Origin of the sequence: Shinella sp. H4-D48 (assembly GCF_022637395.1) — a bacterium.
Classification (GTDB): Bacteria; Pseudomonadota; Alphaproteobacteria; order Rhizobiales; family Rhizobiaceae; genus Shinella; species Shinella sedimenti.
On the sequence record NZ_CP093337.1, the window covers coordinates 106669 to 120296 of the forward strand.

Genomic DNA, 13628 nt, shown 5'->3' on the forward strand with positions numbered 1-13628 from the left:
ACATTCTGTCGAAATTCGCTAACAACGGGTTTAAAAATGAATAGTGTAAGATTGAGCGTTAGCCTAGTTCGGAAACTTGAGTCGAAAGAAGCTGTCATTGGTATTGTCGGGCTAGGTTACGTTGGTTTACCCTTGGTGTTGCGCTATGCCGAAGTCGGCTACAAGGTAATTGGCTTCGACATTGATCCTACCAAGGTGATGAAGCTTGCTGCTGGCGAGAGTTACATCAGGCATATTTCTCGTGCGCGACTGGAGTCTGCCCTTAGCAAAAATTTTGAAGCGACGACAGACTTTAGTCGCTCCCGCGAAGTTGACGCACTGATTCTGTGCGTGCCAACGCCTCTTGACGATCACAGAGAACCGGACCTTAGTTTCGTTGTAGGTACTGTTGACTCGCTGCTGCCGTATTTGCGCGAAGGTCAAGTTATGTCGCTGGAGAGTACCACCTATCCAGGCACGACGGACGAGGAGCTTTTTCCGCGAATTGAATCCGCTGGTCTCAAAGTCGGGGAAGATTTCTTCTTGGTCTATTCGCCCGAGCGCGAAGATCCAGGTAATAATAATTTCACAACAAGTAGTATTCCAAAGGTATGTGGAGGCTATTCGTCAACTTGCCTTGATGTTGGGCTTGCGCTCTATAGCAAAGTGATCGATCAATTGGTGCCCGTGTCGTCCACACGTGCAGCTGAAATGACCAAACTGCTCGAGAACATTCACCGTGCGGTTAACATCGGTCTAGTGAATGAGATGAAGATTGTGGCCGACCGGATGGAGATCGACATTCATGAGGTGATCCGCGCCGCGGCAACGAAGCCCTTTGGTTTCGTGCCATACTATCCCGGTCCGGGCCTCGGGGGCCATTGCATACCGATCGATCCTTTCTATCTCACATGGAAGGCGCGGGAATATGGCGTTTCCACGCGCTTCATAGAGCTTGCGGGCGAGATAAATGCAAGTATGCCCGACTATGTGATTGCAAAAGTAACTGACGCGCTCAATCGTCTTCGCAAGTCCGTCAATGGCTCGACCATACTGATCTTGGGTATTGCCTACAAGAAGAACGTTGATGACATGCGCGAATCGCCGTCAGTCGTCCTGATGGAGAAGCTTCGGGCTCTGGGTGCCCAAGTGAGCTACAATGATCCCTATGTGCCAGTGTTTCCGAAGCTTCGCGGCCATGCGCATTTTGATTTGTCGAGCGTGCCTCTGACTGCGGAGAGTGTAGCGAGCTACGACTGTGTGCTGCTCGCCACCGACCATGATGAATACGACTATGAACTCATTCGCGTTAATGCCCATATGATCGTTGACACGCGCGGGCGCTATCTTGAGCCAGCGAAATCTGTTGTTAAGGCCTGATATGCGTCACTTTCCTGCTCCAATAACCGATCGAAACATACGCTTTGCCTTGGTCGGGGCTGGCCGAATCGCCCAGAACCATTTCGCCGCGATTGCTCAGCACAGCGACCGGGCTGACTTGGTTGATGTTTGTGACATTAATCCCGCTGCGCTGGAGAGTGCAGTCTCAAAAACAGGGGCGACCGGGCACAGCAGTCTTGATGAGCTGCTTTCCAAAACGTCTGCTGATGTGGTCGTGCTGACTACGCCGAGCGGATTGCACAGCGCTCAAGCCCAGCAGGTTGCAGCCTCAGGTCGCAGCGTGGTGACTGAAAAGCCGATGTCAACGCGCTGGCGCGACGGCCTCGATATGGTCAAGGCCTGTGACGATGCAGCTGTACGCCTTTTCGTAGTCAAGCAGAACCGGCGCAATGCGACGCTGCAGCTGCTTAAACGAGCGATCGAGCAGAAGCGTTTCGGTCGAATCTACATGGTCAATGTAAATGTTTTTTGGACTCGTCCGCAAGAGTACTATGACGCTGCTAGCTGGCGCGGCACGTGGGAATTTGACGGTGGCGCGTTCATGAACCAGGCGAGTCATTACGTCGATCTACTCGACTGGCTGATCGGTCCGATTGAAAGCCTGCATGCGTACACAGGTACTTTGGCACGCAATATCGAAGTTGAGGACACAGGCGTGATCAGCGTCAGATGGCGTTCCGGTGCCATGGGATCAATGAATGTGACTATGCTGACCTACCCCAAAAATCTTGAAGGTAGCATCACAATCATCGGTGAGAAGGGTACCGTTCGCGTTGGAGGAGTAGCTGTTAACGAGATCCAGCATTGGGAATTTGCTGAACAGCACGAGGACGATGAGAAAGTCGCCACCGCAAGTTATGAAACCACCTCGGTCTATGGCTTCGGACACCCCCTCTATTACGACAACGTTATCCGCGTGATGCGTGGTGAATGCGAGCCAGAGACGGATGGGCGGGAAGGCCTTAGAAGCCTTGAAACTCTCGTTGCTATCTATAAGTCAGCGCGCGATGGAAAGCGTATCCAACTGCCGCTAGAATACTGAGGGACATGATTCATACAACAGCGATCATCGATGAAGGTGCAACGATCGGAGCGCAGACGCGCATCTGGCATTGGGTTCATGTATGTGCAGGCGCTGTAGTCGGTGAGCGATGCTCGCTCGGCCAGGGTGTTTTCATAGGCAATGACGTGACCATCGGCAATAACGTGAAGATTCAGAACAACGTTTCAGTCTATGACGCAGTAACCTTGGAGGACGACGTCTTTTGTGGGCCTTCGATGGTCTTCACCAACGTCTATAACCCACGCTCGGCTGTAGTGCGGAAGGGTGAGTATCGCCACACCCTGGTCCAGAAAGGTGCTACCATTGGCGCCAATGCAACCATCGTGTGCGGTACAACGATAGGCCGCTATGCTTTCGTCGGTGCAGGATCGGTAGTTAACCGGGACGTGCCTGCGCATGCGCTTGTAGTCGGAGTTCCGGGGCGGCAGATTGGTTGGATGAGCCGCTTCGGCGAACGTCTTGATTTGCCGGTTGCGGGAACCGGTGTCACTGAATGTCCCCACTCTGGGGAACGTTACGTACTTAAGAACGGAGTTCTTGATGTCATCGAGCCATGACATTCCCTTTATCGACCTGAAGGGACAGTATGCTGCGCTCAAGGGTGACATTGATGCGCGAATCCAGCGTGTACTTGACCACGGCCAATACATTATGGGGCCGGAGGTCCAGGAGCTGGAGCAAAAGTTGCAGGCCTGGTCAGGCGCCGACCATTGTGTCACTGTTTCTAGCGGTACCGAAGCGCTTCTGATCTCCCTTATGTCGCTGGGACTCAAGCCAGGCGATGAGGTAATCACCACGCCATTTACTTTCGCTGCAACCGCTGAGGTCATCGTGCTGGCCGGTGCCACGCCGGTTTTTGTCGATATTGAGCCCGAAACGGCCAACATGGATGCGTCCCTCATCCGCGCTGCCATTACTGACCGCACCCGGGCCATCATTCCGGTTTCGCTATATGGCCAGCCGGCGGATATGGACGACATCAACGCCATTGCTACCGAGCATGGTATCATTGTCATCGAGGACGCCGCGCAGAGCTTTGGAGCTCAGTATCGCAATAGGAAAAGCTGTAATCTATCGACCTTTGGCTGCGCAAGTTTTTTCCCGTCAAAGCCGCTCGGTTGTTATGGCGATGGTGGCGCAATTTTTACCAATAATACCTACTTGGCTCAGATTGTTCGGGAAATTCGTGTGCATGGACAGTCGCAGCGATATGTGCATTCTCGTATCGGAGTTGGTGGTCGAATGGACACGATCCAGTGTGCGGTCGTGTTGGGGAAGCTGACCCGCTTCGACTGGGAAATCGAACAGCGCATCGCAATTGGCACCCGCTACAATGCTATGCTTGACGCCCGAGGTGTTGATCGCATTAAGCAAAGGTCGGATCGCACGAGTGTTTATGCCCAGTACACGGTTCTCGTTGATGATCGAGAGAAGGTCGTGGCGCAGTTGACGCGTGAGGGTATCCCGACTGCCGTCCACTATCCCATTCCGCTCAATCGGCAAGAGGCCTATGCACCCCTTTCAAAGGGCGGCCCAAGCCCAGTGGCAGACATGCTAGCTAGCCGTGTCGTGAGCTTGCCTATGCATCCCAGTCTTGATGAGTCGACACAATTCAGGATCGTCGATGCGTTGGCGCGCGTGGCGTAAGGTGGCTGCACTGAAATTGTTTCAGAATTCGTTGCTCTATCTGATAGGCAACATCATGAATGGCCTTGTGCCTTTTCTGCTGTTGCCGATACTTACACGCTACCTTTCGCCCGCTGAACTAGGTCTCGTTGTTAATTTTCAATTGCTTTTTGCAGTTCTGGTCGCTTTCACGTCGCTCAACCTGCACGGCTCAATTTCGGTTGAATACTTCAAAGGTCACAGCGCTGCGTTTCCAAGCTACGTCGCGGCCTGTCTGGTAATTTTGATAGCGGCGGGTACAATCGCCATTTCCTTGTTGCAGATTTTGGCTCCTTATTTGGATTTCTTGGAGCTCAGCAAAGAATGGATATTTTGGTGCGCGGTTAGTGCTATAGCAAGCGGCGGTTCGTCCATATTGCTCGTGCTTTGGCAGGCCGCCGAGCGCCCACTGCCTTACATAGCTTTTCAGTTTGCCCAGGTTGTTGCGAATGCAGTGATTTCAGTTTTGCTTGTAGTGACGTTTGAGGCCGGTGCAGATGGGAGAATAATTGGCTTGACTGCGCCAGTAACCCTGTTCGGTGTATTGGCCGTTGGGTGGTTGATACTCAGTGGCAGGGCGGCGGGCAGGGTTGGTTGGGAGGACGTGAGCCGTGCATTGAGGTTCGGTTTACCACTTCTTCCTCATGCAGTTGCAGGTATCGCTTTGGCGCAGGGCGATCGATTTATCATAGGCCAGCGTTTGGGTTATCATGATGCAGGGGTCTATTCGGTTGCAATGCAGTTAATGTTGCCGCTCATAATGGTTGCAGATGCCATCAACCGAGCCCTGTCACCGTGGATATTTAGACGCCTCAAACAGAGATTTCACTCTCACGTGGCCGCGGTTCAGCTATCCTTTGTGTTCCTCTGCATTGGGGGATCATGTCTCTATGTGGCAGTGCTGTCTTTGAGCTTTGATTATCTATTGGGTGACGCGTTTCATGATGCTTTGATGTATGTCTACCTATTGCTTCCAGGTGCTGTTGCTGCGAGCGTTTATTTCGCGGTAGTCAACCCGCTTTTCTATGCGGGACGCACCGAGTTGCTGGCTGCGGTCACCTTTTCCGGAGCGCTCGTCTACGCGCTCGCAGGTTGGAGTATTGCCGGAGTTTACGGTGGACTCGGGCTTGCGGCTGTGTACTCTTTGGTGAGTATAGGTCAGACGCTGGCTGTTTTCTTGCTGTCGCAGAAAATCAACAAGGTGCCAATGGCTGCGGGCTGGAAAATATTACGGATGAATTTCATTGATCTGATGAGGCGTTGCTTGCCATGAGGCTCTTCCATGCTGCTGCTAATCGGCTAAAGCGGATAAATTTCGATGACGATCTGAGTCGTCTCACTAACGCTGATGTGCTGCTGGTCTGTCATGACGCAGACCGAGGGTTGACGATTGGCGGTAAGGCATACTCGCCCCTTTTAGACAGTGTCAGGGAGCGGCTTGAGCAGGCCGGTCGCAGCAGTTGCGTCGTTGCCTGGCAATTTTCCAGGCTGACCGGTCATCGAGCGCACGGTTCCCCCCATGCTCTTAACAGAAGTTACTTGGTCGCCACGATCCTATCACATTTGAACCGGCAACTTGGTACTCACGCAGACTGGCGTCGCCCGATAACAAATCTCCATCTGCGTATTTTGGATAGGGTGAGGCCGCGCCTCGTCATTTCTATTGGTTCGACATTTGAACTAGCGATGGCATGCCACCAGAAGGGGGTGCGACATGCAGAATTAATGCATGGTATGGGTTACACCTTTGTTCCTTGGGGCTGGGACAATTTTCCTACAGAGGCGTTGCCCACGGATCTCTTGACGCTTGATGGTAAATCCACTGAAGTCTTTGGGGCCCTAGTAGGCAAGGGGGTGATGATCCACCAAATACCGCACCCTTTTCTAGAGCGCTTCTTGGACAGTGTTCCAAAGGCTATGCCCGAGGAGTGGCGTGTAGCAGTGCCATCGGTCTCAAACGCTTATGCGAAGCGGGTTCTTGTGGCCCTCAGTTGGGGCTATGCAGGCGATCATGGTACGGATACCGCTCTCGCAGGTATCTTGGACAACGGGCTCTTCCCAGATGTTGTGCGACAAATGATCGAAGAAACCTCGAGTTCTGTCTTTTGGTGCTTCCGGTTGCATCCTGTGCAATTACGAGATCGGAACAAGTACGGCCAATTGATCGAGCGGTTGAATGCCTTCTGCCATACCCATGAGAACACAGAATGGAATTGGGGTAGTCAAGTTCCTCTGCCTGTGGCGTTGCAAAATGTTAGCGGAGTTGTAACCATGTCCAGCATGAGCTGCTACGATGCTGCTGCGATGCATGTGCCGTCTCTTGCTCTTTGTCCAACCCTTCGTGGAGATGGAAAGTATCGAGACATGTTCTCCGACCTCGTTGATGAAGGGTATGTCACCAAGGCGAACTGGTCCACTGATTCGTTTCGCAAATGGCTGGACAACATACCCCGGACGTTGAAATCCGCGAGTTGGCAGCGCGGAAGTAGGGATTTGGACAGCGTGCTAAAAGAATTGATCGATGGCTAATGACTGCAACAACTCGATAAGCGAGCGAACGATAGGTGTAATTGACGCCGGTTTAGGCAACACCGGCAGTGTCATGCGAATGATCGAAAAGGCAGGAGGACTTGGCACCCGTCTAGTTCGGCCAGAGGACCTTATGTCAGTGCGAAAAATAATTCTACCTGGCGTAGGTCATTTTGATAGTGGTATGCGGCTGTTGAACCAAAGTGGTTTCTCCTCCGCTCTGCTGGATTTCGTCACGCAGGAGAAAGTTGTTCTTCTAGGGATATGCCTCGGTATGCAGCTGCTTTTCGACGGCAGTGAAGAGGGGCAGCTTCGCGGACTAGGGCTCATGTCGGGTGAGGTGCGGCGGATAAGGCCGAACCCTGAGATGCTGAAGGTCCCCCACATGGGCTGGAACGAATTGGACGTGATACGTGAGAATGTGCTTGTTGCCAGGCGTGAAGCTGACGGCCGTCATCCCTGCTTTTACTTTGTCCACTCTTATCATGCGGTCTGTCGTGATGCTGAAGACGTAATCGCTACCACACAATATGGGGGCACAATCACCGCCAGTGTGCAGCGCGGCAATGTCTTTGGCATGCAGTTCCACCCAGAAAAGAGTCACCGATTTGGACTGGCGCTACTAAGGCGATACGTGGAGTTGCGAACATGCTGAAAAGCCGAGTCATTCCGATTTTGCTTTTGCGAGAAAGAGGGGTGGTCAAGACGACGAAGTTCCGAAACGCCAAGTACATCGGAGACCCGATCAACGCCATCCGGATCTTTAACGACAAGGAGGTGGACGAACTCATAGTACTTGATATCGATGCGAGCCGGATGGGTCACGAACCCGATTATGAAATGATCGAGGCGTTGGCAAGTGAGTGCTTTATGCCGCTTGCTTACGGCGGCGGCATACATTGTTTGAGACAGGCTGAGCAATTATTCCGCTTGGGTGTGGAAAAACTGTGTATGCAGAGTTCAGTGCTGGAAGACCAATCAATAATTCCGCTCCTCGCGAGCCATTTTGGGTCGCAAGCCATAACTGTTTCCGTCGATGTAAAACGGGACTTCCTGGGGCGTCCGCGGCTTTACTCTTCGCGGAACGGGAAGATCCTTACGAGCAACTGGCTAGAGTTCGCTCGCCATGCTGCGGACGCAGGGGCTGGCGAAATATTGCTTAATGCAGTTGATCGGGATGGAACGTTAGCTGGCCCAGACCTTGAGTTGATCAACAACTTATCAAAGACGGTAAACGTTCCCATGGTTGCTTGTGGTGGAATAGCATCGTTAGATGATATGAGAAATTCGATAAATGCTGGCGCCCATGCGGTTGCAGCAGGCGCTTTTTTCGTCTTTAACGGTCCGCACCGCGCCGTTCTTATAACATACCCGAGTCATGGCGAGTTAGAGACGCTACGCGGATAGGTTTATAAGGGACACTAAGATTTTGCTGCAGATCGACCGCTACCGCCGCTGCTCTCGTTGCATCATGGACACCACCGCTGGCGGGATCACTTTCAACGCTGATGGCGTGTGCAACTATTGCTCAGAGTTCGAGGCCAACGCAGCAGGCATCGTTTTTGAAGATGAGTCGAGCCGCAGTAGCCGCCTCGCCTTGCTGCTCGAGAATGTCAAGCGGGCAGGCAGGGGCAAGCGATATGATTGCATAATTGGAGTGTCTGGCGGTGTTGATAGTTCCTGGGCGCTGGTAAACGCGGTAGAACTCGGTCTGCGGCCATTGGCCGTTCACATGGACAACGGCTGGAACTCCGAACTGGCTCAGAACAACATTGCTAATCTCGTCCGTGGACTTGGTGTGGACCTCTACACTCATGTGATTAATTGGCCAGAGTATCGCGCCTTAATGCAGGCATTCTTTGATGCAGATGTCATCGATATCGAATTGCTTTATGATAACGCAATGCTGGCCGTAAATTACCACCAGGCCCGAAAGTATGGTCTTAAACATATTCTCTCTGGTAGCAATTCTGCTACAGAAGGAATGAGCATCCCGCGAAATTGGAATTGGTTCAAGCGTGACAAAGCTAACATCAAGGGCATCGCTAAGACTTTTGCAAACGTCCGGCTGCAAACATTTCCTTCTATTGGTTCGTTGGAATATGTATATTATGAGTATGTCCGTAAAACTAAATGGATTTCTTTTTTGGACTTCTTGGATTTTGATAAGGAGAAATCTTTAGAGTCGCTTGAGAAGAATTACCGTTATAAGCGATATCCCTATAAGCACTACGAGTCTATATTTACTCGCTTTTATCAAGGTTATATTCTGCCTGAGAAATTCGGCGTCGATAAGCGTAAGCTGCACTTGTCGACACTAATCATGTCTGGCCAATTAAGCCGGACTAGGGCTTTAGAGTTGATTGAGCAATCGCCATATCCCTTTAAAGAGGATCTTGATGCTGATAGGCAGTACTTCCTGAAGAAGATGGGGTGGACACCTGCTGTTTTGACAACGTATCTAAACCGACCGGAGGTCTCACATGACCATTATACATCGGAGAAATGGGTGTGGGACTTGATGGTGTCGGCAAAGCAGGCGCTGAGGGGTTTCTTGGGGCCTACAAGCTAATAGATACACTGAACTTTACCTCCGGAATGTCCGAGGACATCGCTGGAACTATAAGCGCGTATATCGCATCTATCGTGAGCTGGAGTTGAACCTCAGGATCAAGCCACGCAAGCGTTTGAAGCGGGACAAGTCCGACGCTCTGACTGTGCCTGATGCTCCGAACCTGGTCTGGTCAATGGATTTCATGGTGGATCGTTTGGAAGACGGCAGGCAATTCCGGCTGTTGAACGGTGTGGACGACTTCAATCGCGAGGGACTGGGCATTGAGGTGGACTTTTCGCTGCCTGTTGAACGTGTCATCCGCAGTTTGAACCAGATCATTGAATGATGAGGCAGACCATTCGCCATTCGTGTGGACAACGGTCCTGAGTATGTCAGTGATGGCAAGCTGATGGAATGGGCGGCAACGCAAGGAATTGCGTTGAGCCACATCCAGCCCGGAAAGCCGCAACAGAATGCCTATGTCGAGCGCTACAGCCGCACAGTCCGACACGAATGGGTCGACCAATACATCATCGAAAGTATCGAGGAGGCGCAGGAATTCGCCACGCAGTGGCTATGGACCTATTAACAACGAACGGCCCAATATGGGCATCGGCGGTATAACGCCCGCGCAGAACTGAAAATGGCCGCGTGAATTCTACTGCGGAGCCCCGTTGAGAATGGGGCATTGCCGGATGTGGGCCGGTTGTCGGTCCGCGCCCGCAGCGACATCGACACGGACGCACTTGGCCGCATTCTCGATTGTGTGCTGGCTCGGTATGATCCTGGTTTTTGCTGCTGTGAAGGTCTGCTGGTGACCGGCTACACGGGCAGGCGCAAGGGTTTCCCCCGGAATTTTTTTGGACGCATGACCGCGAACGGCCCATCATGAGCATTGGGGCCATCGCACCCGCTCAGAAACTGAAAATGGCCGCGTGAATTACGGCTGAAACTCGTTAAAACGGGAAGGATCACCGTACTTGACAATCATGTTGTGAGCAGTCGATAGCAAGGCGACTGCAGGCCACGACGGGCAGATGAACACATCAAGTAGCTTTACGAGTCCGTTTAGGCGAAGGGAGATCGGCGTTGTCTAAAAGAGTGCTTCATGCAGCCTATCAAAGATATTTTTCTCCCGGCATTTCCGCTCAAATGTATCAGGAGCAGCAAGCCGCTGACGAACTTGGTATTGTTTGGCATAGTCGCCTCTTTACTTCCGAGAGCCATGTCTCAACCGATGTAGTGTGCCGAGATCTAAGTTCTGATGGAGCAGCCAAAAGCGATTTCTATAGCTGGTTAACGCGAATGTCGGAGGACTATGATATTGTTCTCCTTCGGCACTTGCCTGCGGACTATGGAGAATTTTGCTTCCTCAAAAGATCAAAGATCCCCGTACTTCTTATGCACCACACATTGGAAGTCCCAGAACTGATTGGGTCGCTAAATGTGAAGTCCTTGGCAAAGGCTGCAATAGAAGCGGTAGTCGCGCCGCAGTGTATTCGGCAGGCGTACGGAATTGTATCTGTAACTGAAGAGATAGCGCAGTATCAGATTCAGCGTTCCGGATTTCCTATGAATAAGTCTATCGTATACCCGAACGGGATTAGGATGGACGGTTCAATAGCGCATGAGGATGGTCGTACAGGAGCTGTGCCTCGGTTGATATTTGTTTCGTCATACTTCCACCCTTGGCAAGGTCTTGATAGAGTTATCTACTCTGCTAGGTCGTTTGAAGAGGACTTTGTTGTAGATGTCGTGGGTGATGTTCATGACAATGATGCGCGCGCCGCGTTTGGGGATGCCCGGTTTGTTTTTCACGGTGCGCTCGATAACAAGCGTGTTGCAGCGATGCTATCGAAGAGCTGGCTGGCACTCTCTTCATTTGCTTTAGATCGGAAGAACATGAAGCAGGCGTGCACTTTGAAAGTTCGGCAATATTTGAGCCATGGGGTTCCTGTCTATGCAACGCATCTAGACGTCTTCCCGCGGAGCTTTCCTTATTTTAAAGTGGGCAGCTGCAACTTGAGTGATATGGTCGATTTTGCAAAAAATATGAGATTCGTTTCGCGAGAGGATGTGAGGAAAACGTCGCGGCCATATATCGACAAGACGATCTTGCTGCGTGGCTGCTATGAGCGCCTAATGGCTTTGGACGGCCTGTGAACGGCGATCAGGGAGCTGTTCGATGACTGGTTGGGCCTACTGGCTGATGTTGATCGCCGCTGCTGCGCTGGTTCCCATCGACCGCACCGCGTATGTGAAGCTTGGTCTCCCAGTTTTTGCGCTGATAGCAATCGTGCTTATAGGACTGCGACGAGATGTTGGTGGGGACTGGGACGTCTACATTGCTTGGCTCGATGCGGCAGTTGGTGCACCAATCACTGATTTTAGGACAGATCTTGGATATTCCTTACTTAATTGGGTGGGGGCAAATTTGGGAGGTGGCATATATCTGGTCAACACGGTATGTGCGGCGATTGCTGTGGGTTGCCTTGTTGTGTTCTCTGCACATCAGAACCGGCCTGGATTGGCGCTAGTTGCGGCAGTGCCCTATCTGATGGTCGTAGTGTATACGGGTTATACTCGGCAAAGTGTCGCCATCGGTTTGGGCATGCTGGCAATTATAGCTGCACAAAAGCAGTCGACTATCCCGTTCGTTGTGTTGGTCACCATAGCCGCCCTTTTCCATAAGTCGGCGGTTGTCCTGTTTGTATTCGCGCCAGCGATTTATAGGTTTCCACTGGGCCCCGATTCTTTCTTTAAGGCTGGGGGGATGACCGTCTATGCTATCTGCCTAACGTTTCTTCTGTTTGTCAATTCTTTCGGAAATTTGCTCGGCGATTATGTACTTGCTGCGCAAGCCGGGGCCTCGTCAGAGAACTTTGCTGATAATCAGAAGTGGGCTTCTACTGGTGCGGTATTTCGCCTGCTTCAACTCTCTTTGTTTGGGGCTATTGTAGTTATCTTTTGGAAGAGACTGGGGCGACAAGGTGAGGAGCCGGGGGTCTGGGGTATCGCGGCGGCAGCCGTTTTGACATTGTTAGTTCTCTCCTTTAGTCGATCGACGATCGCTGATCGGATTGGCCTCTATTTCATCCCATTGAGCATGTATGTTTACAGCGTAGCTCCAGGGTTACTTGGGCCAAAACTGGAAAAATTTGCTGCTGTAGGCTTATTCCTTGTAAGTGCGGGGTCATTGTGGGTATGGCTCGGTTACGGCACCCATAGTCGTTACTGGGTTCCTTACAACTGGGCTCTGCTACAACAATGACTTTTAAAGTGCTGCATGTCATAACTGGTCTTGATGATGGTGGCGCTGAGGCCGTGCTTTTTCGTCTTGTCTCTGCGGTGCCGGACAAAACCGAGCATGTCGTCGTGTCGCTTACCGATGCCGGCAAGTATGGGGCGTTGTTAGAAGCGCAAGGTACCCGAGTTTTATGTCTTGGTATGCAAAGGGGCCGCGCTAGTATCGGCGCCCTGCGCCAACTGGTAGCTTTCATGCGAAAGGAGCAACCTGATGTGGTTCAAACGTGGATGTATCACGCCAATTTTTTAGGCGGCATTTGCGCGAAGGTGGCAAGGCTTCCAACCGTTGTATGGGGTATTCATCATACTCATCTAGTTCCCGGCATGGCGAGTCGTAGCACGCGGGCAATAGATTGGCTGTGCGCCCGTATATCGAACTTTGTCCCCACGAAAATCATCGCTTGCGCAAAGGCAGCTGAGGACGTCCATGTGGGGAAGGGCTATGACCAACGAAAAGTCAAAGTCGTAGCGAATGGTTACGACATAAACAGATGGTGCCGATCAGAAGACGCAAGGCAAGATATAAGGACGGAGCTCGGGATACCTGATAGTTGCCCTCTAATTGGTTTTGTCGCACGCTGGGACCCGCTTAAGGATCACTCTAATCTCGTTTCAGCAATCGCCTTGGTTCGCCATAATCGCGCGGATTTGCGCGTTATGTTAGTAGGGAAGGGGTGTATACCCGAGAACAGTGAACTTGTGTCACTTCTAGAGCGAGCTGGGATCGCCAAAAGTGTCTGTTTGCTTGGCGCTCGCAGTGACGTTCCCAGGTTGATGTGTGCACTTGATCTTCATGTCCTGTCGTCGCGGAGCGAGGCGTTTCCGAACGTGGTTGCCGAAGCTATGGCATGTGAAACGCCATGTGTCGTCACCGCAGTTGGTGACGCGTCAGAGATCGTTGGCGCCACTGGCTGGTGCGTGCCTGTCGAGAATTCGCAGTTGTTGGCCGCTGCGATCGTCGATGCCTTGGAGGAATGGTCAAGTCGGCCAAGCTTGTGGTCGGAGCGCCGTCGGCAAGCAAGACAACGGATTGTGTCCCAATTTTCAATTGAAGCTATGGTCCAAGGCTATCAGGACGTTTGGGATGAATGTGGATCTTTAGCACGCAGCTAGCCTCTAAGATTATTGTAT

General features: G+C 51.9%; 12 protein-coding genes and 1 pseudogene. All 13 read left to right on the forward strand.

Going from position 1 to position 13628, the window contains the following annotated elements; genetic code table 11:
- Positions 1–36: 36 nt before the first annotated feature.
- The 13 genes and pseudogenes from MNR02_RS00510 (at position 37) to MNR02_RS00570 (ending at position 13610) form a co-directional block, all read left to right on the forward strand.
- Positions 37–1359, forward strand: coding sequence for a nucleotide sugar dehydrogenase (locus MNR02_RS00510; protein ID WP_241947695.1), 1323 nt, complete (start codon positions 37–39; stop codon positions 1357–1359).
- Entirely contained in the window at positions 1328–2422 is a 1095-nt protein-coding gene (locus tag MNR02_RS00515; protein ID WP_305854506.1) for a Gfo/Idh/MocA family protein, read from the forward strand. The genes MNR02_RS00510 and MNR02_RS00515 overlap by 32 nt, the downstream gene beginning before the upstream one ends.
- Before the next feature lie 5 nt (positions 2423–2427).
- A complete protein-coding gene (locus MNR02_RS00520; protein ID WP_241947696.1) occupies positions 2428–3000 on the forward strand; it encodes an acyltransferase in 573 nt (190 codons plus the stop codon).
- A complete protein-coding gene (locus MNR02_RS00525) occupies positions 2984–4090 on the forward strand; it encodes a DegT/DnrJ/EryC1/StrS aminotransferase family protein (RefSeq protein ID WP_305854507.1) in 1107 nt (368 codons plus the stop codon). Before MNR02_RS00520 ends, MNR02_RS00525 begins: the two co-directional genes overlap by 17 nt.
- Positions 4068–5381, forward strand: a complete 1314-nt coding sequence (locus MNR02_RS00530) for a lipopolysaccharide biosynthesis protein (RefSeq protein ID WP_241947697.1) — start codon at positions 4068–4070, stop codon at positions 5379–5381. The genes MNR02_RS00525 and MNR02_RS00530 overlap by 23 nt, the downstream gene beginning before the upstream one ends.
- The gene (locus MNR02_RS00535) at positions 5378–6637 is read left to right on the forward strand and encodes a hypothetical protein (protein ID WP_241947698.1); all 1260 of its coding nucleotides are present in this window, start codon (positions 5378–5380) and stop codon (positions 6635–6637) included. The genes MNR02_RS00530 and MNR02_RS00535 overlap by 4 nt, the downstream gene beginning before the upstream one ends.
- On the forward strand, positions 6630–7292 hold the full coding sequence (hisH, locus tag MNR02_RS00540; protein ID WP_241947699.1) for an imidazole glycerol phosphate synthase subunit HisH: 663 nt from the start codon (positions 6630–6632) through the stop codon (positions 7290–7292). The genes MNR02_RS00535 and hisH overlap by 8 nt, the downstream gene beginning before the upstream one ends.
- Positions 7286–8044 carry an AglZ/HisF2 family acetamidino modification protein gene (locus tag MNR02_RS00545; RefSeq protein ID WP_241947700.1) on the forward strand — a complete coding sequence of 253 codons (759 nt, stop codon included), beginning with the start codon at positions 7286–7288 and terminating at the stop codon, positions 8042–8044. Before hisH ends, MNR02_RS00545 begins: the two co-directional genes overlap by 7 nt.
- Before the next feature lie 22 nt (positions 8045–8066).
- The gene (locus MNR02_RS00550) at positions 8067–9209 is read left to right on the forward strand and encodes an N-acetyl sugar amidotransferase (protein WP_241947701.1); all 1143 of its coding nucleotides are present in this window, start codon (positions 8067–8069) and stop codon (positions 9207–9209) included.
- Positions 9210–9222: 13 nt separating this feature from the next.
- Positions 9223–9846, forward strand: a pseudogene (locus MNR02_RS00555) (IS3 family transposase); the annotation flags it as partial.
- A gap of 434 nt (positions 9847–10280) precedes the next feature.
- A complete protein-coding gene (locus MNR02_RS00560) occupies positions 10281–11354 on the forward strand; it encodes a hypothetical protein (protein ID WP_241947702.1) in 1074 nt (357 codons plus the stop codon).
- A 22-nt stretch (positions 11355–11376) separates the two neighbouring features.
- Complete coding sequence (locus MNR02_RS00565) at positions 11377–12462, forward strand: EpsG family protein (protein ID WP_241947703.1); 1086 nt, start codon at positions 11377–11379, stop codon at positions 12460–12462.
- Positions 12459–13610, forward strand: a complete 1152-nt coding sequence (locus tag MNR02_RS00570; protein WP_241947704.1) for a glycosyltransferase — start codon at positions 12459–12461, stop codon at positions 13608–13610. Before MNR02_RS00565 ends, MNR02_RS00570 begins: the two co-directional genes overlap by 4 nt.
- The last annotated feature ends 18 nt before the right edge of the window (positions 13611–13628 follow it).